Origin of the sequence: Bradyrhizobium sp. McL0615 (assembly GCF_049993905.1) — a bacterium.
Taxonomy (GTDB): domain Bacteria; phylum Pseudomonadota; class Alphaproteobacteria; order Rhizobiales; family Xanthobacteraceae; genus Bradyrhizobium.
The window spans coordinates 8,111,407-8,133,740 of sequence record NZ_CP188254.1; the positions used below are offsets into that span (position 1 = coordinate 8,111,407).

Here is a 22,334-nt window from a genome sequence, read left to right on the forward strand (position 1 = left end):
CCAGCAGAAGCGCTGCTAAATCGATGAGCGCTCGACAAAATCTCGATCCTCTTCGCTCAACATGCTCTCCATGACCTTCAGAAACCCTTTGACGGCAGTAGCACCCGCTAGATCGAATGCTTCTTCGAGGCGGCCATGCTGGCGGCTGGATAGTCGAGCGACGAGCGCCTCCCCTTTCGGCGTGATGAACAGACGCCGTTTCCGCCGATCGACACTCGAGTATCGTTGTTCGACATAACCTTTATCGTTCAATTGTCTCATGGGTGACTGCACTGCCTGCGGTGTCAGGCGGAGCGTGTTGATGAGGTCACCCACGCTTGCGCCAGGGTGTCCCGCCACAAGATACAAAATCCTGTGATGGGTTCGATGAAACCCGAGCGAAGCCAGCTCCGCCTCGGCGTCGGCCGCGAGATTGAGGTGGGCAAAAAGAAACAGCTCCAGCGCCCTTTGGACTTCTTGGATGTCGCCGGTCTTCAATGTTGTTCTTTTGAGACGCTTTGGCTCGATGTTGCCTTTCCGCGTGTTGACCATGCGGAGTTTGCGATCGGCGACTTCAGATCCCATTGTAATTCCTAACCTACGCCGCTAGTCACATCTGCGGCCAGAATTCATCCAGCGCGCGGTGTTGTCGAAGTTGCAACATCGGGTATGATCTCGACCTGCAGTTTCCCCAGACCCTGAATCTCAGCCTCGATCCTGTCTCCTGTACGCAGGTACGTGTCAGAAGCCAGGCCAACGCCTGCGGGCGTGCCCGTGAGCAGGATATCTCCCGGCTCCAGCGTGACGTGTTCGGAGAGAAGAGAAACCAACTCCGTTACCGACCAGATCATATCCCCGGTATTGCAATGCTGCTTTATCACGCCGTTGACCGATAGTTGAAGTTCCAGGTTAGTAGGATCGACGAATCGCGCCGGAACGAGCTTAGGTCCCAACGGACAGCTATCGTCGAATCCTTTCCCGGTGAAGAGATCGAACTTCCAGGGATGTTTTGGGTTCATTTGCCAGTCTCGCGCTGAAAGGTCGATGCCTGTTGCATACCCGGCGATCGCATCGGATGCCTGCTGTTCCGACCCTCGTCGAAGCCTCGTTCCAATAACCACCGCCAGTTCGATTTCCCAGTCGAACTTACTCGACTGAACCGGGTAGCGAACGGTTTTTCCGCAGCCAACCAAACTTGTCGTTGGCGGTTTAAGAAAGAACACTGGCGTGCCGTCTTCCTTGTTGAAGTTCGGTATCTTGGCTTCCTTGATCATATGCTCGTAGTAATTTGCGCCTCCGAGGATCAGCTTGGAAGGAAACTGCAGCGGAGTCATAAAATCGTCTGTACCCGGCTGCGGCGACAGCAGACCTGCATCGGATTTGGCGATCTGATCGGACAATTCAGCGAGACGCCCCTCGGCACGTTTCCAGTCGTCGAACAGCCCCATCAATCCGGGTCGGCTGGCATGTTCGAGCAGATCGGGCGCAACCTGCTTCAGGGAGTAGTGCCTGTTCGCGATTTCGATGGCCGGCGTCGGCTCGCCTTGATGTCGGATGGTCGCCAAGGAGTATTGCATGTGATCGTTCCGGTTTGCGGTGATGGTCGGTTCAGCTGGGGTGACGTCTGGGGCTAACGCCTCAGCGATTTCAGCATCATGCTGTCGTAGCCATATTCCGCAACCTGCCACCACTGATAGGCATTTGCGGTAAAGTCTCGGTAGTGCGTGTAGATCTTCTTGAAGTCCTCGCTCCTGGCTGAAAGTTCATCATACAATGCCAGTGCTTCTATTCTCGCCGCGTCCGTTATGTCGCTCGGCACCTGCCTGAGCTGAGTGCCGTTCGCGAGCAGCCGGCGGAGCGGTTCGGTTTGCTCGCCGTCATATCCGGCAAGCGCTTCGTCGGCTGCGAAGCTGCAGGCCGCCCTTATGGCGCTCTGATATTGCTTTGGCAGACCGTTCCACTTGCTCAGCGAAATGAAGAAGCCGAGTTCGACATTTCCCTCGCTGAAGCTCGGATAGTAGTAGAACGGTGCCACCTTCTGAAATCCGAAGCGCTCGTCGTCGAACGGACCCGTGACTTCCACGGCGTCGATCGTTCCCCGTTCCAGCGCCGCGTAGGTGTCGCCGGTGGGGAGCTGCTGCGGGACGACGCCCAGGCGGGAAAGAATAGTGCCTCCCAGGCCCCCGACGCGCATCTTCAGTCCCTGCAGGCTTTCCTTGCTTTTCAGTTCCTTGCGAAACCAGCCGAACATCTGGGCGCCGGTATTGCCGCCCGGAAACATGATCGTGTCCTGCTTCCTGTAGAATTCGTTGAGAAGATCGAGGCCGCCGGCCCTGAACCAGGCGTGCTGCAAGCGCGCGTTGGGACCGAAGGGGAGCGAGCTGCCCAAAGCGAACGTAGGATCTCTGCCGATCGAGAAGTACGAAGCCGTATATCCCATCTCGATGGTCTGGTTCTGGACCGCGTCGAAGATCGCGAGCGCAGGGACGATTTCACCGGGCCCGAAGACCTGAATCTTGAATTTGCCGTCGGTAAGGTCTGCGACCATTTTCGAGAAGGTCACGCAAGCGTTGTAAAAAAGGGCCTGAGTTTTCGGCGCCACGGATGTGATGCGCCAGTTGATCTCAGGCTGTTGCTGCGCGATGGCCGGCGCACTCAGCATCCCCGCCGCAGCGGCCGTTCCGATCCCCGTGATGAGTTCGCGACGCTTCATGTGGTTCCTCCCTGCTTCGGACGTTTTTTTGAGTTCCCCAAAACTATACCAAGCGGCTTGCTATAATCAATCAGATTGGCATATATGGGCCCCGCCCCGAACAAGAGCCAAGCAAAGAATGATGGGGCTTAGCGGGAGGAAATTATGTTGTGGCAGCGCATCATTTCAGTCGCGGTCCTGGCTGCGTCGATCGTCATTCCGGGTGCGGTCGAGGCGGACCCAGCCGGCAAGCCGGTGAAAATCGGTGTTTTGAACGACCAGTCGGGCCCCTATGCCGACATCACCGGGCAGGGATCGGTTGTTGCAGCGCAAATGGCGATCGACGACTTCGGCGGCAAAGTTCTTGGTCAGCCGATCCAGCTCATATTCGCCGACCATCAGAACAAGCCGGACGTTGGGGTCGCAATCGCAGGCCGCTGGCTGGACAACGAAGGTGTCGACGCCATTGTTGATCTTCCGAATTCCGGCGTGATGCTGGCGGTTCAGGAACTGGTCAAGAACAAGGCCGGCATCGTACTGGCCGCAGGCGGGGCGGCGGCAAAATTCAATCAATCTTCCTGCACCCCCTACAGCTTCCAATGGGTGTACGACACCTATGCGCTCGCCAACGGGACCGCGACGGCGCTAACGAAGTCGGGTGGCAAGACCTGGTACTTCGTGCAGGTGGACAACGCGTTCGGTAGCGCCATGGCTGCCGACATGAAGAGCTTCATCGAAGGGGCGGGCGGCAGCGTCGTAGGATCGGTGAAACATCCGCTCAACACGTCGGACTTCAGCAGCTTCATCCTGCAGGGACAGGCCTCCAAGTCCGACGTGCTTCTCATGATCAACGCCGGCGCCGACACGATCAATTCCCTGAAGCAGGGCGCCGACTTTAATGTCGTCGGCGGCGGACAGAAACTCGCGACGTCGCTGTTCTATCTGATGGATGCGAAATCGCTGGGATTGGCGGCAGGTCAGGGCCTCACCGTGACGGACGGCTATTACTGGGCGCTGAACGATGCCACCCGTGCCTTCGGGGACCGGTTTGCGAAGCTCCATCAGGGACGCAAGCCCACATCTGTCCAGATCGGCGTCTACTCCGCGGTCACGCATTACCTGAAAGCGGTCGCCGCCGCCGGCAGCCACGACCGGACGGCGATCGCGGACAAGATGCGGGAACTGCCGGTCAACGATGTCTTCGTGAAAGACGGCAAGGCGCGTAAGGACGGCGTGATGCAGCATGACATCTACCTGCTGCAACTCAAGAAGCCGAGCGAGGCGACGGGGGATTCCTGGGACATGTTCAACGTGCTGCGCACGATCCCGGCCGAAACCGCCTTTCGTCCCATCGAAAAAAGCGAATGCCCTTTGCTGAAGCAATAGAAGGACGCGTCGTGAGGTTGATCGACTATTTCGACAACAGTGCTGCGGGCCATCCGTCGAAGGTTGCCTTCGTTCAGCCTGACGGGTCTTCCCTGACCTATGCGCAGGCGCAGCAGCAGTCGCTGCGCATCGCGTCCGCGATCGAGGGGGCCGGCATTTCCAGGGAGGGAAAGATCGCCGTCTACAGCCCGAACGACGCCCGGGCGTTCATTGCGATGCTCGGCATCTTCCGTTCCGGACGCATCTGGGTGCCGCTGAACGCCCGCAACACGGTCGAGGATAACTCGGCCTTCATGAACTACACCGATGTGGAGTGCATCTTCTACCACAGCAGTTTCGAAGCAGAAGTCCGGCAACTCAAGGCCAGTGCACCGCAATTGAAGCTAATGATCGGCCTGGACGACCGCAGCGGGCCAGGACCGTCATTGTCCGAGTTCTGCGAAAGCGCGACGGCGGCTATTCCTGACCTTCCCGATGATCCACTGCGACCCTGCAACATCCTTGCGACGGGCGGCACAACCGGCCGCTCCAAAGGCGCGGTGTGGACCGACCAGACTTGGGAGACGCTGATCGCGAACTTCTGGACGTGCAACGACGCGACCGGGCCTGCTCCCGTGCATCTGTGCGTCGCGCCGATGACACACGGCGCCGGCGTGCTGGCGCTGATGCTGATGCCCAAGGCACCCACCAATGTGATCCTCGACAAGGTCGATCCCGCGGTGATCCTCGGCGCGATCGACACGCATGGCGTCACGCACCTCTATCTGCCGCCGACCGTTCTCTACGCCCTGCTGTCGAGTCCGGAACTGCGGACGAAGAACCTGTCGTCGCTGCGGTTCTTCCTGATCTCGGCCGCTCCGGTGGCGCCCGAAAGGCTACGCTCCGCGGTGGAAGTCTTTGGTCCTGTGATGGCTCAAGCCTTCGGTCAGGCGGAAGCGCCATTCTTCCTGACGTTTCTGTCGCCCGATGACCACAAGCGGGGCCTCGCCGCCGGTTCCGACCTACTGCGAAGCTGCGGGCGACCGACCATGTTCAGCCGCGTCGAGATCATGGACGAACATGGAAGTCTGCTCCCGCCGCGCTCCGTCGGCGAGATCGTCGCCCGGGGCTGCCTGGTGATGAAGGAATACTACAAGGATCCCGAGGCGACGCGAGCAGTTTCCGGTTTTGGCTGGCACCACACCGGTGATATCGGATTCAAGGATGAGGACGGCTACGTCTTCATCGTCGACCGCAAGCGCGACATGATCATCTCCGGCGGTTTCAACGTGTTTTCGACCGAGGTCGAAGCGCGGCTGCTGGCGCATCAATCCGTGCAGGACTGCGCAGTCATCGGCATACCCGACGAGAAATGGGGCGAGGCGGTCACCGCGGTCGTCGAACTCAAGGCCGGCGCGAACGCCACGGCGGATGAACTGATCGCGTTCTGCCGGTCGACACTTGGTGGCGTCAAGACGCCGAAGGCGATCGAGATCTGGCCGACCTTGCCCCGCAGTCCGGTCGGCAAGGTGCTCAAGCGCGCAATTCGTGATCGCTATTGGGAAGGCCGCTCGCGCGCCGTCTAGAATTGACCGAGGTAAGTCATGGGTGACGTATTCATCATCGGCTCGTTCTCGACCGAGTTTGGCCGATGGATCAGCAAGGACCATCGGGCACTCGCCCGGGAAGCCATTCACGGCGTCCTCGGCGACGCCGGCCTTGGCGACGGGCTGGCCATAGGGCAGGCCTATTTCGGCAACTGCCTGCTGCACGTCTCTGGCCAGACCATGATCCGCGGCCAGGCCTGCCTCTCGCCGCTGATGGATGAAGGTGTCCTGCCGGAGCGGTTGCCGATCGCCAATGTCGAGGGCGCCTGCGCTACCGGTTCGCTGGCGCTGCATCTGGCATGGAAGGACGTTTTATCCGGCCAGACCGACATCGCGCTCGCGATCGGCGTCGAGAAGCTCTACGACCCCTCGGCTCCCGGCCAGATGCTCAAGGAGATTGGCGGCGGCTTCGACCGGTTCGATCAGGAGCGGTGGCTGAACGAGTACCGAGATCTCGCTGAGCGTTCGGGGGCGGTCTGGGCGCCGTCATCCGAGCGGTCGATTGCGATGGATACTTATGGTGTCCAGGCCAGCTATCACATGCATCGCTATGGCACGACCCGCAAGCAGATCGCGATCGCTGCCGCGAAGAATCATGTTCACGGCTCGCTTAATCCGAAGGCCCAGTATCGCTTCCGGATGACCGCGGACGAGGTTTTGGCCGATCGGCCGGTCAGCGGCCCCCTGACGCGCGCAATGTGCGCTCCGATCGGCGACGGAGCTGCGGCAACTATCGTCTGTTCGGAGGAACGGCTCAGGACATTGCCCTCGGAGGTCGCGGCCCGCGCAGTCCGGATCAGGGCGAGCGCCATCTCCGGTGGAAAGCATCGCGCACCGGACGAGCCAAGTCTGAGCCGAATTGCCGGCGATCGCGCATACGACATGGCAGGGGTTGGTCCCGAAGACATCGACCTCGCCGAGGTGCACGACGCAACGTCATTTTGCGAGGTCTACCAGATGGAAATGCTTCGCTTCTGCGCCGAGGGCGAAGGCGGGCGTTTCGTCGAATCCGGCGCGACGACGCTGGGCGGCAGGCTTCCGGTCAACGCGTCCGGCGGTCTGGTCTCAAAGGGGCATCCCATCGCCGCCACGGGGCTGTCGATGGTGTCGGAAATCGTTGGACAGCTTCGCCGGGAGGCGGGAACCCGCCAGGTCGAGGATGCGAACATCGGCCTGATCGAGAACGGCGGCGGCGTGATTGGCCTGGAAGAGGCGGTTTGCGCCGTGACGATTCTGGAAGGTCCCGCATCCAGGCATGCGAGCAGGTAAAAATCATGAGCGCCACCGGGAATGAGACGACTGGGACGTTTCCGCTTGTCGATGCCGACACGGCCGACCCGCGCTTGAAACCCATTTTTGATCGCATGAGAGCTGGCGGTGCCGGGCCGCTGCACATCCATCGCACCATTGCCCACGCGCCGCAGGTGTATGAGGGTTTTGCGGCGCTCGCGACGGCGTTGCGGCAGCCGGGCGCCACCAGCCGAGGCGACCGCGAACTGGCGATCTTGCGAACGGTATATGCGAGGCAGGCACGCTACGAATACACCGAGCACCGGCGGATTGCCTTGGGTTGCGGCCTGACCCAGGCGCAGGTCGATGGCGTTGAAGACTGGCGGGGCCAATCCTGCTTCAGCCCCCGTCAACGCCTGATCCTGCAATTCACCGAAGAGACGCTGGACAACGGCAACGTCGACGATGCGACGTGGCGGATCGTTCGCGATCAATTCTCGTCGCAGGAGATCATCGAGCTTGCGATGGTGACCGCGTTTTACACCGCCGTCTCGCAGTTCACGCACACCGTAAGAGTCCAACCGGAGATCGCTGCCAGCAACTACGGCGTCGGTGACGGCTAGTTTGGGCGAAGTTTGCAATCACACGAACCCAAATCGAGGAGACGTTCGAATGAGGCGGTTTGCCTTTTTGCTGTTTGCGGGTGCGGCCTTGCTAGCGTCTCCGGCGCACGCCACCTGGCCGGAGCGGACCGTGACATTCATTGTCCCTGCCTCGGCAGGCACCGCTCTTGATGCGGCAGCGCGGATCGTCGCGGAAAGGCTTACGAGGATCTGGGGGCAACCTGTGATCATCGAAAACAAGGTTGGCGCCGGCGGGACCCTTGGCACCGAATACACGCGACGACTGCCGCCGGATGGTTACAGTCTGCTTTTTGCGGCGCCGACGCATTACATCAGCAAGTATTTGTACGCGAGCGCTACGTTCGATCCGGTGGCGGATTTCGAGCCTGTCGCGCGAACAGGCGTCGCGCACATGGTGTTACTCGTCAAGGCAGACTCCAAGTATCGATCGCTGGGAGACATCATTGATGCTGCAAAGGCCCATCCGGACCAGTTGACCTATTCTTCCGCGGGCGTTGGCACGTTTTCGCATCTGGCCGCTGTCATGCTCGAGAACCTGGCGGGCATCAAGCTGCGGCATATTCCATACAAGGATGCAGGCCTCGCTGTTACCGACGTCCTCGGGGGCCGGATTGATCTCACTTTCACGGCGGTTACAACCGCTGCCGGACAAGTTGGCCCTGATATGGCTCGCCCGATTGCGACGAGCGGCGAAAAGCGATCCAGGACCATGCCGGATGTCCCGACATTAGCCGAAAGCGGTATCCCGAAGTATGCCATCCTTTCCTGGAATGAGATCGTTGCAGCGAAAGGCGTTCCGGACACGATCCTCGAAAAGGTATCCAAGGACGTCGGCGAGGTATTGTCGAACGATGATACGATTACGCGTCTGGAGAAGGCCGGCGTCGAAGTCAATTACATTCCCTGGCAAGAACTCAGGAAGTCTGCACCTGCCGAAAACGAGAAGTGGCATCAGCTCGTCATCGATAGCGGGGCGCAGCAGCAGTAGCGCATAACAGGAAGCAACAATGAATCGGCTGGAAGCGAAGACCGCTGTTGTGACCGGTGCCGGGACACAGGGGGCGGGGATAGGCAACGGCAAGGCCTGCGCGATCGTCTATGCGAGAGAAGGCGCAAAGGTACTGGCCGTCGATATCGATTTCGAAGCCGCGCAGGAAACTGCCCGTCTCATTCGTTCGGAGGGCGGCGTTTGCGAGGCGTTCGCGGCTGATGTTTCGAAGTCAGCCGACTGCCAGAACGCCATCGAGGCCTGCGTCGAAAAGTTTGGCCGTGTCGACGTGCTTCACAACAACGTCGGCATCACCAATTCGGGCAACCCAGTCGAATACGGCGAAGATGATTGGGACCGGATGATGAATATCAATGTGAAGAGCATGTTTCTGACCGCAAAGCATGCCCTGCCTTACATGGAGCGACAGGGCTCCGGGTCCATCGTCAACATCGGCTCGATCAACGGGGTGCGGGCCATTCCGTTCCCGAAGACGGCCTATGCGGCATCCAAGGCCGCAGTGATCGGCCTGTCGCGCGAGATCGCGATTCAGTATGCGGCGAAGGGCATTCGCTGCAACGTCGTCCTGGTCGGGCTCGTCAGGACCCCGATCGTCGAAAACAACAATGTGAAGCTGTATGGCGGCAACATTGAGGAAATGTGGAGGATGCGCGACAGGATGTCGCCGACCGGGAAGCAGGGCGAGGCTTGGGACGTCGCGCATGCCTGCCTTTTTCTAGCTTCAGATGACTCCAAATACGTCAATGGAGTGGTGCTGCCCGTTGATGGCGGTTTAATCAACATGGTCAAGCTGTGACGCCGCTGTTACAGGTGTGGACCGGCTTCGAGTACGGCCAACTTTGCGGACCGCGCTTTCGCGAATAAGCATGCTTTCCGACGAATTTTTCCCTCCCCCGGTGGGGTTAGACCGAAATTCGTGGGCGGCCACGATCACCATCATCACTGCGGCAAACGCTCCAGTACGCGCGCGACCTGCGTCGCGCTCCAGACACCAGCGTCGCGGGCTGTCGGGATACCCTGCTCGTTCAATGCGGCTGCGATGGCCCTCAGGCTCGTTGCGCCAGCCGCTTGGATGCTGGCGATGGTTGGTGCCAGGTCAGCAGCCCTCGCCGCCGCGCGCGCCTCAATGGCCGCTACGGCCTTGGCGCGCGTCCTCGCCGTCGGGATGGTGCCGCGCCAGCCACCGAGTTTCACCTTTCTGCGCTTCGCCGCCGCCAGCGCGTCCTTGGTGCGCCTTGAGATCATCCCGGCCTCGAGTTCGGCGACCGCAACCATCTGCTGCAACAGGAAACGGCCCGTCGCGCCCTCGATTTGCGATGCACACCAGGGCATCGCGCGAGGTTCAAAGCAGAAAATTTTGGCGAGGGACTATGCGTCCGCTGGCACCCGCACGATTGGGGGGTACCAGGGGGCGACTCAGGACTAGCGGGTTCTCCGGATGTCGAGCCGACGATCCCAAGATCTGCCCAGGCGCACTTCGGCTCTTCTGAAGAAGCACGGCTACGGGCAGTGAACGGCCCTCGCAGTAGACAGGCACACGATCCATCGCAAGTTTCAAAACCTCTACGTTCTGAAATATTTCGATTGCCCTTGTGCCATCTCAGCTTTTAGATTCCAAAACTCAAGCTTTCATAATCGGGGCACGCAATGAAATTCGGATACGCCAGGGTCAGTTCGAACAGCCAGGACCACGCGGCCCAAGTCGAGGCACTACATGCCGCCGGATGCGACCGGATCTTCAGCGAGAAGGCCTCGGGCAAATCAACCAGCGGAAGGCCCGAGTTCGCCAAGCTGATGAAGGCGCTCAATCACGGTGATGTGGTGGCCGTCGTTAAATTGGACCGCCTGGCGCGCTCCAGCCGCGATCTGCAGAACATCCTGCATGACCTGCAGGAGATCGGCTGCGGCTTTGTCTCGCTCGGCGAGACCTGGTGCGATACCACGACCGACGTCGGCCGACTGGTCATGACCATCATGGGCGGCATTGCAGAGTTCGAACGCAGCCTGATTCGCAGGCGGTGTGAAGAAGGTATCCAGCGGGCAAAGCGGAAGGGCACCAAGTTCGGCCGCCCCAACGCGCTCGATCACAGTCAGCGCAGGCGAGTGGCTGAGCGGTACGCTGCCGGCGAGTCCATGGTCGAGCTGGCGCGCGATTACGAGTGCGGCGAGACCACGATTTGGCGGGCACTCCAATAGGACCTTTGGGGACGGTAGCTTCTGCGAGCCCCTGCGGCGGTCATGGAGCGGCCTGCTTTCTCAGCGCTCCGGGGGGAGACTCGGAGCCACCAAGAACGCCTCAGTGAGCCGCGTAGAGTCATCGCGACCCATTTCACCGGTAATCAGTCCATGATGCCGGCGGTTTGCGAAACTGTTTTGCGCGCTATTTACGCCGCGCTGGCTGAACAAGAGCGGCGGATGATTTCGGAACGTACCCGCCAGGCGCTCGCAGCGGCTCGTGAGCGCGGTGTTGTATTGGGGAACGCCAAGAGGCCTTGGTAAATAAAAACGAGTCAGTAGTCCGCGCTGAGTCATTGCGCCCCCTTCTCGAAGGCATGCCCGGCCTTTCCGCCCGTGCGATCGCCACCGAATTGACTTTGCGGTGCGTTCCTGCCGCCCGGGGCGCGGCATGGTCAGCCAAGACAGTGCTTAGAGTCTTGGGTCGGCTGCGGATGGGCACCCGGTAGCCCGTCCAGGGACTGATCGATCTTAGTCTACGATTCCCGCAGCGATCAGCCGCCGGTAAAGCTCGTTGCGGGCCTCGAATTGATCGCGGGATGATAGCTGATCGTCTGACATCACCTGCAGAACTTGCTTCACGAACCTACGGGTCATGAAAGCTTCACCAGGACGGACCTCGTCGAGCCAGCGCTGGACGGCCGCCCACGAGATGCCGGTCGCCTCCAGCACGGCGATGCCCTGACGATCCAGCGCATTCAACCACTCCGTCGTCGCAAGCCTCGCCTTCCGTTGTTTCCGAGCGAGCGCGATGCGGTCTGTCCGGTCACGGCTCCGCGTCACCGAAGCCGCCTGCCAAAGCTTCGGCCGCACCACCGGTACAAAGCGCCCACGTTCATCCCGGGTGATCGAATGCATAGCTCGCCTCCCTGATCCGGATACGCAATCGCGCAATCTTAGCGGTCAATTCGTCGTCGCTCATCAGACCGCGCGACGTCCGCACCCAAATCCACCGGCACGCATCGGAGATCGCCGGAAGTTCGCGGTCGAGGAGATCGAGCTGGAAGCCTCGCCGGGCTGCCCAGCCCCGACAAGTTGCCTCGTCGCTGGCGACCAGCATGATCGTCCTGCCAGGCTCGCGCGGATCGCGCCGCCAGAGAGCGCGCAGCCGGTTGCGTTCTGATCGGATCTCGGCGCGCTGGATGCGATCCATGTCTCCGGAAAGGTGTGCAGCCGCCAGCCGCGCCCGTTTAGCTACAGCGCTACCGCTGTGGCGGAAGCAGGTCGATCTGCCGCGCATCCTCGCCGCCTTGCAGGGCTCGCCCAATCGATTGAGAGCTATACAGCGCGGCATCTCGCGGTTCGGCCCATTGCAGAACCGAGCCCGACCGATCATGAAGTTGTGGCGCTGCGTTTCGGACTGAAATCCGAAGACGCGACCGGTTCGTGGATCTCGCAAACTCAAACTCATTACGCGCAACCTTTTTGCAGCGGTTAGTGAGCCAATTGTATCATGAGACGGCAGAACTGCAGGCGGCGCGGTGACCATTGTGGCTTTCCATATTTCCTGCCGCGAGGTGGCCTGCCCTCCCCGTCACTGAATAAAGCTGAACGACTGCGCAATCACTCTCGACGGACTCGCGCTCCTCGCAAGCGCAACACGATTCTTGTTACCTCACATGCTGTGACCTATTGAAGCCGATGCCGATATCGCCTGTGGCAACTATTCCCGGTGGCGCGACGCTCCGATGATCCAGCTCGGGGACGCGTGCCCAGTAGCAAGTCTAGTTCCCATCACATCGCCGCCAAGGGGCCTTACAATGGCCTGCACCCAATGCAGGAAGTTGCATTCGTCGAGATCGCTGAGAGTACGCGCGTTGACCCAGACCGCTGGTCCATTATCGTCTATCCAGTCGTCAAGATATTCCACGTCGAAATCGCGTTCCATGAGTTCGGCGGTCCCGCGGTTCAAATCGTTCGGGTCAATAAAAATCACTTGGGCGAGCATTTGTCTGAGCATGTTCTTGGCATCCTCGCCCGCGAGTCCGGCGGTTTCGATCGGCGCGTCGAGCGCCAGCCCAGCTCGTTCGACATGATTCCTCTAGTTTGCGGGGTTGCCCCGCTTTCAATCATCATTCTTCGGGTGGTCGTCGGCGCATCGGACCTAGAGGATGCCGGCGAGGACGACCTGGCTGCGCGCGTCGACAAACAGGGTGTGGGGAGGCGGCGGCTCATGCGGCCTGCTTCAGCGGTCATGGCCGTTCCCCTCTGCCAAATCGCCGGGCCGGGCCGGTGAGGGTGTCACCGTTGTCGCGGTCGCGCTTGGCGCGCGGCAGACGGTCATGGTTGCCCATCTGAATCCGGGCGTGGCGCTCGACCGTCTCGATTGGCACTAGCTTCCAGTAAAACCACATGAAGCCAGATGGCGGTGCCGGTGGCGACGGCGGAAGGCGGCGGCCCATGCTCAGCGCTCCCCCGCCACGAAGCCTCTCCAGAAACGCTCGCATGTCTCGTGGAGCCAGACGGTATGACCGCTGACCGAGACCATGCGCTCGGTGCCGTCGATCTCGCCCCCGCACTGGGCGCAGGTTCGATCGGCGGGAATGTCGTCGGGCTGGTCGTCCAAAGGGGCTTCGGCGGAATTGGGCTGCTGTTTTGCTCCGGCCCCCGAAAACCTCTCTTCAAACCCGGCACAGTCGGCACAACCAATGTTTTCAATGGGTTGGCTCGATTTTGAACCCGGCACAGACGGGTCTTGTGCCGGGTTGGATTCCAGCGAAAATTCTTTTGTTTTCAACGTTGTGCCGGGTGTGCCGGGTTCAGAAGCCGGATTCCGGGCTCCGGAAATATCGGACACGGTCTCGCTCTCGCTCGCGAGTGGGAGATAGCGCGTGAAGGCGTCCTCGAACCAAGATCGCAAGTAGCCCTTGCAGGTCTTTTCGGCCTCTTTCGGAATCCGGGCGTTCCCCGACCTGATGCCGTAGGGCTTGAGCAGCCGGGTCACCTGCGCGGCGGTGATCGGCTTGTCGTTGCGTCCGTAGGTGCCCCAATGGCTGTCCGGGATGTCGATCAGTTCCTTCACCAGTTGAGCGGTGGTGATCCGGTCCTTGTCGACCTGGGCGAGAACCAGCCGGCCATCCCTCATCTCGTCGAAGATGAAGCGGATCGCCGTGAGGAGCTGGATCCCGGTCGACGGATCGGCGGCGATCTGCTTCCGCTCGATCTCGGTCGCGGCGTCCCAGCCGGCCTGCTTCATGTCCATCGCTTCCGCGATCGCCAGCAGCGGCCGCCAGTTGGCCCGGCGGCGATTGTGGAAGTCCTGCGGCATCTCGGGCTGCCGCACCGTCAGACCCTCGGCGTTGTCCATCACCCAGCGCAAGACTTGCCGCCGCAGGCGCTTGAATGTCTCATGGTCGAGATGGTCGAAGTCCGCGATCCATTCGCCGGCGAGCTTCGGCTTCATATCGATCGCAAGCGAGCGGCTCAGCGTCGTGTCGGGCAGCTTGTCGCCCTTCATCCCAAGCACCTTGGGAGCGAAGGTCGAGAACGATTCCGGCTCGTGGGTGTCGTGATGGCAACGAATGACCGTCTGGCCGCGCGTCCATCCCGAATTGACGACGCTGCGCAGATCGGCGTTGTCAGTCAGGACGTCGTCACCCTCGTCGATCACGAACGTCGGCGCCCATTTGGCGATCGAACGGAACAGCGCGGCTCCTGAGATCTCCACGCTGTTGAGCGCCCGGCGGACCAGGAAGGTGATGATGCCGAGCAGCGTTGTCTTGCCGGAATCCTTTTCGGCCGAGCGCGCCAGCAGGATCGGGCTATGGGTGGCGAACCGCTCGTACTCGTGCAGCCACGAATAGACCACCCACAACGTCACGCAGGTCACCTGCGACTCGCTCAGGATCACATAACGGCGGATGCATTCGGACAGCGCGCGAAACAGGGTCTTGCCGTCAACAGCCTCGTCCCACGGCAGCACCTGCCAATGGTCATGAAGCATCTCCATCTCGTCGACCTTCTTTTCGGCGCGCGCGTCTTTGACGAAGCGGTCGAGGTCGCCCGTGCTGATGCCGAGCCTCACGGCCGCGCGCTTGCGGCGCTTGGCGTAGTCGAGTGCTGACAGGCCTGCGAGCTCGACCAGCAGCGCCTCGTCCTCGGGCGTCGCGGCTGCGATCGGCTTGTCATCGTCCGGCTGCCATTCCGGCGCGGCCTTGATGGCCTCGAACAATTTGGCCCCGACGACGTCGTGCTTCAGCCAGTTGGTGACGTCGTATCCGTCGCCGCGGCCTGGGTATAAATCGACGATCTTTATCGATGCCGCCACGCCATAAAGCGCCTTCGCGACCTTGCGGCCATGCTTGCGGCCAACCTCGTCGGCATCAGGCAGGACGACGACATGCCGGCCCTTGAAGTAATCGGTCAGCTCTGGCGGCCACTTGGCGCCGGCACCTTCGCTCGCGGTAGTCGCCACCACGGCACATTGCTTGACGAGATTATCGACGTCCTGCTCGCCCTCGCAAAAATACACCCTGGCCGTTGCTGGCGATGCGAGCAGCTCCGGCAGCCGGTACGGGATCTTCGGCCCGGCCGGCTTGCCCAATATCCACTGGCCGCCCTCCAGGTGAAGTTGCGGAAACTGCTTCTTGCCGGCGCCGTCGAGATGTTTCCTGACAAGCAAATACGGCTCGCTATTCGCGTCGCGGTAGAGGTATTCGGCGAGCGGCGGCGACCATTTGCCATTTGCATTGCAGTTGGCCTTTTTCTTCTTCGCCTCGAACGGCGGCAGCCCCAGCCTGTCGCGGACATAGTCCCGACACGCGATCGCGTCGTCGCCGGCGAAGCTGTTGACCACGAAACCATGCGGCGCGTTCGCATCGAGCAGCACGCTCAGAGACCGGTCGGTGACGCCATGGTGTGGTCCCGGCGCACAAACCTGGTTGCCGCGAACCTCGCCGCCGAGCAATTCGGCGATCCTGGCGATGGAGGGCAAACCGGTGGTGGTCGTGGTCATCGGCGATCCTGATTAAAAGACGAATAGGATCTTGAGGGCGTCGGGAGCACGAAGCCCCCGCGCCGCTGTCTTGCAGAAAGTTAGAACGCGGCGGCATCGTCGTTCATGTCATTCTTTGGCGGCGGCGGCTTCGGCACCGGCGTGCGCGCCGCGAGCGGCTTTGGCGGGCTGATCGGCTTCACCACGACGCTTTCGATCTGATCGCCGTCGTACTTGGTGGGGCCGATTGAAAGCTCGATGCTGCAGCCGACCCAGTCCCGGCTGTCCTCCCCGTAGGCCTTGATGAGCGTGCGAACGTTTGTCTTGTTGAGCGTAAGTTGATCGCCGCTTTTGAAGGTCGCGACCGGTTTGTCGTACTTGCCGGGCGCCACCGAAACGACGACTTCCTCTCGCGGTCCGGCGCGCAGGCTTTCGACGGTGATGAACGAAGATCCTGCAAACTCTCTCATATCCATTTGTCTTCTCCTTGATCTTGTCGGCACGTTTCGATTGAGATCCCGCGCGCCCGGTGCCGACGAGCACGCGGGATCTGGTTGCGTTTAAAGTGCGGGCTCGATCGCAGCCTCGAACAGCTCGGTCGGGCCGATTGCGCGGGCGAACGCGATGCGATCGTCCGGCGTGGCGCTCTTGAAGGCCTCGACGAGCTTGACGTGGCCGCGGACCTTGTCGGCGGCACGCGACAGTGACTCCCGGCCCTGCAGCACATCGGCCGCCAGGTTCTCATCGCCGTTCTGCAGGAGGATCAGCGCGGCGCGGACTGCGTCGCGGGAGGTGCCGGTCGCGGCGGCCGCCTTGACGGCCGTGTCGATGCCGAGCACGCCCTCAAGCAGGAGGTACGCGGCGACGAAGACCTGCAAGGAGGGGTTACGTTTGGGGGACCGCCCGCAATGGAGATGGACGCGGTCATTGACATAGGTCGATATCGTATTCATCTTTCTTTCGCTTTCTGCCCTTGGCCGGGCGGTTAGGTTCGTCTTGCTGAGACAAAGAAAAACGGCGCGGCCATTGGCTGCGCCGTTTTCCTTTAGGCGGCCGTTGGGGGCTCCGTGGCGCGCTGGGCCGCCAAAGTCAGCACGCTGGTTCTGGTGATGCGGGCGGTTTTGGTGCCGAGCTTGACCTTCTCGAGAAGGTTCTGGTCGACGAGGTTGTAGATCTGGCGCTCGCAAACGCCGAGTTCACGAGCGGCTTCGCGGTATCGAAGCAGGGTCGGAAGGGGTTCGTTGCTGCTGTGCACGACGCTCTCCTGTGTTCTTTCACGAACACGGATGCATGGCACAGCAAGGAAGTCGACCATCCAATCGTTACACTAAGGCCTGACTTTTGAATTCGTGCCACCCGCTTCGAGTGCAACGAATTACCCCGAGCCGGCTCGGGAAAAAGTCAAAAACGTCCTGCAGCAGAGCGACAATTGAATTCGTGACACCCGCGATGGTCGCAGCGAATGGATGTCACGAACAGATGTCACAAATTATTTTTTTGATTTCTTCGCACCGGGCTTTGCGCGCTTTGTCAGGCCCGCCAACTGGCGCGCGGCAGGCCATACACGGAACTGATAGCTGCGCCCGCTGATTCCGAATCGGGAGATAAATTCACCTTTGCAGTCGTCGCGCTTCATTGTCGTCAGGTCCGGCATTTCCGCGAGCGATGTAGTCGCCAGGGCTTCGCTAATCGCCATGGCTTCGCCAGTCTCCAGGGCTTCGTAATCCGCAATGCGTGCCACCAGCCAGTCGCCTAGGGGCATGTTGCGGTTGGATTCCCAAGCGTCGCTCAGGGCGCGAAGTAAAAACGGCTTTGAGGTGTACGATAATAGGGTCATTGTCGGCACCCCTTACGTGTCGATGATGATCAGGCTCCGCCCGGGTGATGACCGGGCGGAGCCATCCTGCTTTCAAGCGGCGGATTTTATCACTTCAGCGCCGTGCACGATAGTGCGACCACCGCAGAAGTCGGCCCAGGCAGCCATCAGGCGCCGGCGCTTGTCGAGATAGGACCCCCGGTGGTAGGCCGCGTCCTGTTCGTCCTGCGCGTGAGCCAGGCATGAATCGATAATTTTTTCTTCGTAGTCGGTGGTTTCCAACGCCCATGTATTGAAAGTGGCGCGCATGCCATGCGTCGTTGCGATCCCGGCATAGCCCATGTTCTGCAACAGATATCGAAGTGTTGAGGCGTTGATCACGGTGCCGCGCTTGGAGCCGGGGAAAACGAAATCCGTTTTCGGGTCGCGGAAGCGCCGCATTTCTGCGAGCAGCAGCACGGCCGGATCGGAGAGAGGAACAACATGCGGCTTACCCATCTTAGTGTCCGGGATGGTCCAAAACTGGCCGCACATATCAACGTGCGACCATTGCATCGGCACCGAGTGGTCCTTGCCGCCGCCGCAGATGTCGGCAATTCGCACGGCCGTCAGCATCACGAACTCGAGCGCCTTGGCATTGACGCCGTTCTCGGTGCGCAAGGTTGTGAGGAAGTCGGGAGCCTGGTCGTACGGCAATGAGGGATAGTGTTTGACGTCGCGTTTTTTGAAAGACAGCGAGAATTTCAGCCGTTTGACTTCAGCCGGATTGTTTTCGTCTCTACGCACCCCCTCGGCGATGGACCAGTTGATCGTGTCCTCAAGATGCTTACGAATACGGTTCGCGGTCGGCCGCATGCCCGTCCAGATCGGAACGAGGACTTGCTTGATCTCGGCAAGTCCGATGTCGGCGATCGGCAGATTGCCGATGATTGGCTCGACGTAGGTTTTGAGCCGCGCCCTGATCTGCTTGCCGTACCTTTTGGTTTTGAATTCTTTCTCCTGCACGGCGACGCAGGCTTCGGCTGCTTCCATCACCGTCAACGATGAAGCTGCGATCTGCCGCATCGAGCCCCGCGCGATGATCGGGTCGATGTTGTTGTCCCGGAGTTTGCGCGCGTCGTCGCGCTTGATGCGGGCTTCCTTGAGGCTCACCTTCGGATAAGAGCCGAGCCCCATGGTGCGGAGCTTGCCGCGAATGCGGAAGCGATACTCCCACGATTTATATCCGAGCTTCGTGATGTGCAGGTATAGACCACCGCTGTCGCTATAGCGGCCGCGTTTCCTTTTGGCCTTGATCGCCTTGTCGCTCAGTCTGTCCTTTCCTCGCATCACTGTTGCTCCATCGGGCGAGGCAGGATGAGACCTTACCTGTCGTTTTACCCACCAAAATACGATTGCTGGGAGATACATCGCCCTTGGGTGTGTTTCAAGACCATGCAGAACAACAGTCTGACGTATCAGCATTTTTCTCGCTTGATTGCAGCGTCTTTCCGAACCCTGCATCATTCGCGCGCGTTACCCGCGGTCTCGTGTGCAAGATAGTGATAGATGCGCACACGAGCATACAGGTACAGCCGGAGCACGCCGGCATTCCCTGCGCAATGGTTTGACGGCTTATGCCGAGCTCTCCCTGGAGACGAATTCCTTTTGCCTCCATCACTGCCGGCTTGATGGCGGATCGATCCGGTCGGATCCGATTCGCCACCGACAGCTTGACATCAGCCACGGATGCCAGAACCACACGGTTTTGCCGTACGCTTCAGCGCCGGTCATCTTGCGCGCCGTGTTCGCTCACGGATAACCGCCCTGCGAACACGCTTCGCGCCTGACGCTGCCTGCGTCCACTGCATCCCGTCCCGCGTTCGTGACGACGCGCGATCCGCCCCTCTTGTCGAGACGGGACGGCACGGCACGGCACGGCACGGCACGGCACGGAAATAACCGCTGATTTGGGTCGGTTGGAAAGTGGAATATTTTTGCGCGAGGGGCTGGACAGGTTTTAGGTGATTTGCCCGTCAGGTTGATTTGTCGCAGGCTGCCGCCTGAGATTGTGCTTGCGCGAGCAGCAAATCAGTTCGCAGAGAACCAAATCGTAGCCCGCATGAGCGCGAGCGATATGCGGGTCTTCTCTCAATACTGAACGGCGATCAGGCCTGCCGAGGCCAGCAATCATTCTTAGTTTCCCGAAACCAGCTTTAATCCGATCACGCCTGCCAAGATGAGACCAATGCAGAGCATCCTCATCGGCGCGGCAGAGTCGCCCAGCACCACAATTCCCAGAATCGCGGTGCCCGCCGCGCCGATACCCGTCCAGACGGCGTAGCCCGTCCCTACTGGCAGTGTGCGCAGTGAGAGTGAGAGAAGGAAGACACTCGATAGGCCACTGACGAATGTAAACAGTCCGGGTATCAAGCGTGTGAAGCCTTCAGACCACTTCATGCAGAAGGCGAATGCGATTTCGAGAATGCCGGCGATGCCGAGTAGTGCCCATGCCATGTGACAGATCCATTCGTTGGCCAAGCCTGACGGCCGGGCGAGGTTTGTTGGTAGCTCTATTGTCGGGCAGAAGAACCGCGTCGGAGACGATCCGCTCACGAACGTGCAGGCCGGAAAAGCTTGAAAGCCGGCCACGCTTCAAAGCGAGCGCTCACAATGGAAATTTCCATGCGCGAAGCGCTCGCTTATGGGTATTTCAAGCTTTGGCCGCAGCAGCGGGTGTCGAACGGAACGTGATTCCAAATCGATTGAAGGCGTTCATCAAGCCGATCGCATAGGTGAGATCGGTGAGTTCCTTATCGGAGAACTCGGCAGCAGCGGCTTCATAGTCGGCATCGGGAACGCCGGTTTCAGCAACGCGCGTTACGGTTTCGGCCCAAGCGAGCGCGATGCCTTCGCGGGCACTGAATACTTCACCCGCTTCGCGCCACACCGGTACCAGTACGAGCTTGTCGACCGCAACGCCGAGCTTGAGCAGATCGCGGGAATGCATGTCGATGCAGTATGCGCAGCCGTTTATTTGCGAAACCCGCAAATACACCAGATAGATCAGTTCTTTTGAAAGGCCGGATTTCAGGAGATAGACGTACACTCCTCCGAAAGCCTTGTAACCTTCAGGCGAAATCTTGGCGTAGTCGATGCGATGGCTCATGACGAATCCTTATGTTTGCTGGTTGACGGATTCCATCGTGCTGCATCTTGGCCTATCCTAGAAGGTCCATGGTTGGTCTTGCGTACTAGACCATGATCTTTCCTTTTCCGCTAAAAGTGCGCGCCGCCCAACGAGGTGTCGCGACGACGGTCATATCAGCCTCAAGATACGCCTTCCGAGATTCTCGGCGGTGCGCTGGGAGCTAACATTCGTGAAACTGAGAAGCAGGGCCGGTGCCCCATCAGTGCCCTTCGTCCAATCCGTCAATGCTTCCGCGTACAGGCCCTCTTGTCGCATGCGCGCAACAAGCCGACGATCGGACCGTCGGCCTTGCAGCCGCAAGATCAGGTGCATTCCGCCCGGCTGTGAATCAATTCGCAGCTGTTTCCCCAGCACGGCTTCCAGGCCTGCCGCTGTCGCTTCCCGACGCTCGGCGTAGAGCTTCCGCATCCGCTGGATATGCCGTGCGAAGTGCCCTTCGGTAATGAAGGCCGTGACGATGGCTTGCGTAAGCTCGGGACTGCCGCCCGCAAGCGCTTGAGTGACCTCCTCAAACCGCTCGACCTGCGATTCCGGCACGACAAGATATGCAAGCCGAAGGCTCGGAAACAGTACCTTGCTGAAGGTGCCGGCGTAGAGCACCCGCCCGTCACGATCCAGACTCTTCAACGCAGGCAAGGGGCGGCTGACATAACGGTACTCGCCGTCGTAATCATCCTCAACAATCCAGGCATTATTTCGCGCAGCCCAGTCCAGCAGCGCCAGACGGCGGGGCAATGAAAGGGACACGCACAGCGGACTCTGATGCGCGGGCGTGACTACAGCCGCGCGCGCCCGCGGCGCCAGCCCGACTCCGTCAGAAACGACCATACCCTCCCGGTCCACCGGCACCGAGACGGCTGTAATCTTCATATGCTCCCACACTTCTCGCGTCGGCGGATAGCCGGGGTTTTCGAGCCAAACGCGGTCTCCTGCCTTCAACAAGGCATGACCAATCAACTCGATGGTGTGGCGATATCCCGAGGTCACGAATATCTGGGATGAGGAGCAGTCAATCCCACGCGAAACCTGCAGATAAGCGGCGATCTCGGCACGCAATGCCGGCAAGCCATATACAGAGGGATGAATCATGTCCGACGGCTGCATGGCCCGCACGCACCGCGCGCCCAGGCGTGCCCAGATCTTTCGGGGAAACATATCCAGGGCAGGCAACCCCATCTGGAACGGCAAAATCGAGTCCGGGCGAAAACTGGGCACAGCAATGCTGCTGTTGGACTTCGGCACCGGGATCGCAACCGGCATTCGCGGCTCGAGGTCCGGCGTCACGACGGTCCCGGCCTGACCGCGGGCTTGAATGTATCCCTCAGCAGACAACAAGGAATAGGCCGCTTCGATCGTGCCCCTCGCCAAACCTAATTCCTTGGTCAGCGCACGCGCCGAGGGAATGCGGTCACCTGGCTTCAATAATCCGCTGGCAATGGCGCCGCGAAACCGACGGTAGATCTGGCGATAGAAAGGTTCGGCCGCAGTTGGATCCAACGGCGAAATCTTGCTGGCCTTTGTCGTGACGGTCATGGACTAGCCAACTCTGCAGGGGAACGGGAAATGATTATACCATAACGCCCCACAGCGGCGCCTGCATGAAAATCATGGACCAGTTTGAATTTCCAATCATG

The 22,334-nt window shown here is 60.4% G+C and carries 24 protein-coding genes; 9 read left to right on the forward strand and 15 right to left on the reverse strand.

Annotated features, from left to right (window positions below; genetic code table 11):
* Nucleotides 1–15: 15 nt before the first annotated feature.
* From ACPPVP_RS39050 to ACPPVP_RS39060, 3 genes are read right to left on the reverse strand one after another with little or no spacing between them, the layout of a single operon-like run.
* Nucleotides 16–564, reverse strand: a complete 549-nt coding sequence (locus tag ACPPVP_RS39050) for a MarR family winged helix-turn-helix transcriptional regulator (RefSeq protein ID WP_426528846.1) — start codon at nt 562–564, stop codon at nt 16–18.
* 44 nt (nt 565–608) lie between these two features.
* Entirely contained in the window at nt 609–1,556 is a 948-nt protein-coding gene (locus ACPPVP_RS39055) for a fumarylacetoacetate hydrolase family protein (protein WP_426528847.1), read from the reverse strand.
* Nucleotides 1,557–1,609: 53 nt separating this feature from the next.
* Nucleotides 1,610–2,692, reverse strand: a complete 1,083-nt coding sequence (locus tag ACPPVP_RS39060) for a TRAP transporter substrate-binding protein (protein WP_426528848.1) — start codon at nt 2,690–2,692, stop codon at nt 1,610–1,612.
* A 144-nt stretch (nt 2,693–2,836) separates the two neighbouring features.
* Between ACPPVP_RS39060 and ACPPVP_RS39065 the strand changes: the two genes are divergently transcribed.
* From ACPPVP_RS39065 to ACPPVP_RS39090, 6 genes are read left to right on the forward strand one after another with little or no spacing between them, the layout of a single operon-like run.
* Nucleotides 2,837–4,057 carry an ABC transporter substrate-binding protein gene (locus tag ACPPVP_RS39065; RefSeq protein ID WP_426528849.1) on the forward strand — a complete coding sequence of 407 codons (1,221 nt, stop codon included), beginning with the start codon at nt 2,837–2,839 and terminating at the stop codon, nt 4,055–4,057.
* Nucleotides 4,058–4,068: 11 nt separating this feature from the next.
* Entirely contained in the window at nt 4,069–5,622 is a 1,554-nt protein-coding gene (locus ACPPVP_RS39070) for an AMP-binding protein (RefSeq protein WP_426528850.1), read from the forward strand.
* An 18-nt stretch (nt 5,623–5,640) separates the two neighbouring features.
* On the forward strand, nt 5,641–6,912 hold the full coding sequence (locus tag ACPPVP_RS39075) for a thiolase family protein (protein WP_426528851.1): 1,272 nt from the start codon (nt 5,641–5,643) through the stop codon (nt 6,910–6,912).
* Nucleotides 6,861–7,496: a carboxymuconolactone decarboxylase family protein gene (locus ACPPVP_RS39080; protein WP_426528852.1), complete on the forward strand. Its 636-nt coding sequence runs from the start codon at nt 6,861–6,863 to the stop codon at nt 7,494–7,496. The genes ACPPVP_RS39075 and ACPPVP_RS39080 overlap by 52 nt, the downstream gene beginning before the upstream one ends.
* A gap of 49 nt (nt 7,497–7,545) precedes the next feature.
* A complete protein-coding gene (locus ACPPVP_RS39085; RefSeq protein ID WP_426528853.1) occupies nt 7,546–8,505 on the forward strand; it encodes a Bug family tripartite tricarboxylate transporter substrate binding protein in 960 nt (319 codons plus the stop codon).
* Between the two features lie 19 nt (nt 8,506–8,524).
* Entirely contained in the window at nt 8,525–9,322 is a 798-nt protein-coding gene (locus tag ACPPVP_RS39090) for an SDR family NAD(P)-dependent oxidoreductase (protein WP_426528854.1), read from the forward strand.
* A 143-nt stretch (nt 9,323–9,465) separates the two neighbouring features.
* Here ACPPVP_RS39090 and ACPPVP_RS39095 read toward each other — a convergent pair whose 3' ends face one another.
* Entirely contained in the window at nt 9,466–9,858 is a 393-nt protein-coding gene (locus ACPPVP_RS39095) for a recombinase family protein (protein ID WP_426528855.1), read from the reverse strand.
* A gap of 315 nt (nt 9,859–10,173) precedes the next feature.
* On the opposite strand from ACPPVP_RS39095, the gene ACPPVP_RS39100 reads away from it, so the two are divergent.
* Together ACPPVP_RS39100 and ACPPVP_RS39105 are read left to right on the forward strand one after the other, a co-directional pair.
* Entirely contained in the window at nt 10,174–10,722 is a 549-nt protein-coding gene (locus ACPPVP_RS39100) for a recombinase family protein (protein ID WP_426528856.1), read from the forward strand.
* Between the two features lie 219 nt (nt 10,723–10,941).
* Nucleotides 10,942–11,025 carry a hypothetical protein gene (locus ACPPVP_RS39105; protein WP_426538289.1) on the forward strand — a complete coding sequence of 28 codons (84 nt, stop codon included), beginning with the start codon at nt 10,942–10,944 and terminating at the stop codon, nt 11,023–11,025.
* A 207-nt stretch (nt 11,026–11,232) separates the two neighbouring features.
* Here ACPPVP_RS39105 and ACPPVP_RS39110 read toward each other — a convergent pair whose 3' ends face one another.
* Both ACPPVP_RS39110 and ACPPVP_RS39115 read right to left on the reverse strand, forming a co-directional pair.
* Nucleotides 11,233–11,619: a hypothetical protein gene (locus ACPPVP_RS39110; RefSeq protein WP_426528857.1), complete on the reverse strand. Its 387-nt coding sequence runs from the start codon at nt 11,617–11,619 to the stop codon at nt 11,233–11,235.
* A complete protein-coding gene (locus ACPPVP_RS39115; RefSeq protein ID WP_426528858.1) occupies nt 11,597–11,914 on the reverse strand; it encodes a hypothetical protein in 318 nt (105 codons plus the stop codon). The genes ACPPVP_RS39110 and ACPPVP_RS39115 overlap by 23 nt, the downstream gene beginning before the upstream one ends.
* 621 nt (nt 11,915–12,535) lie before the next feature.
* Between ACPPVP_RS39115 and ACPPVP_RS39120 the strand changes: the two genes are divergently transcribed.
* A complete protein-coding gene (locus tag ACPPVP_RS39120) occupies nt 12,536–12,997 on the forward strand; it encodes a hypothetical protein (RefSeq protein WP_426528859.1) in 462 nt (153 codons plus the stop codon).
* Between the two features lie 168 nt (nt 12,998–13,165).
* On the opposite strand, the gene ACPPVP_RS39125 is transcribed toward ACPPVP_RS39120, so the two are convergent.
* From ACPPVP_RS39125 to ACPPVP_RS39165, 9 genes are all read right to left on the reverse strand, one after another.
* On the reverse strand, nt 13,166–15,715 hold the full coding sequence (locus ACPPVP_RS39125; protein ID WP_426528860.1) for a DUF3631 domain-containing protein: 2,550 nt from the start codon (nt 15,713–15,715) through the stop codon (nt 13,166–13,168).
* An 80-nt stretch (nt 15,716–15,795) separates the two neighbouring features.
* Complete coding sequence (locus ACPPVP_RS39130; protein ID WP_426528861.1) at nt 15,796–16,170, reverse strand: hypothetical protein; 375 nt, start codon at nt 16,168–16,170, stop codon at nt 15,796–15,798.
* Between the two features lie 84 nt (nt 16,171–16,254).
* Nucleotides 16,255–16,647, reverse strand: a complete 393-nt coding sequence (locus ACPPVP_RS39135) for a hypothetical protein (RefSeq protein ID WP_426528862.1) — start codon at nt 16,645–16,647, stop codon at nt 16,255–16,257.
* A 92-nt stretch (nt 16,648–16,739) separates the two neighbouring features.
* A complete protein-coding gene (locus ACPPVP_RS39140; protein ID WP_426528863.1) occupies nt 16,740–16,949 on the reverse strand; it encodes a helix-turn-helix domain-containing protein in 210 nt (69 codons plus the stop codon).
* A 234-nt stretch (nt 16,950–17,183) separates the two neighbouring features.
* Nucleotides 17,184–17,531: a hypothetical protein gene (locus ACPPVP_RS39145; protein ID WP_426528864.1), complete on the reverse strand. Its 348-nt coding sequence runs from the start codon at nt 17,529–17,531 to the stop codon at nt 17,184–17,186.
* Nucleotides 17,532–17,603: 72 nt separating this feature from the next.
* Nucleotides 17,604–18,839, reverse strand: a complete 1,236-nt coding sequence (locus ACPPVP_RS39150) for a tyrosine-type recombinase/integrase (protein ID WP_426528865.1) — start codon at nt 18,837–18,839, stop codon at nt 17,604–17,606.
* 846 nt (nt 18,840–19,685) lie between these two features.
* Nucleotides 19,686–20,006 (reverse strand): DMT family transporter, encoded by a 321-nt coding sequence (locus ACPPVP_RS39155; protein WP_426528866.1) that lies wholly within the window; start codon nt 20,004–20,006, stop codon nt 19,686–19,688.
* 196 nt (nt 20,007–20,202) lie between these two features.
* A complete protein-coding gene (locus ACPPVP_RS39160; RefSeq protein ID WP_426528867.1) occupies nt 20,203–20,658 on the reverse strand; it encodes a carboxymuconolactone decarboxylase family protein in 456 nt (151 codons plus the stop codon).
* Nucleotides 20,659–20,808: 150 nt separating this feature from the next.
* A complete protein-coding gene (locus ACPPVP_RS39165) occupies nt 20,809–22,233 on the reverse strand; it encodes a PLP-dependent aminotransferase family protein (RefSeq protein ID WP_426528868.1) in 1,425 nt (474 codons plus the stop codon).
* Between the last annotated feature and the right edge of the window lie 101 nt (nt 22,234–22,334).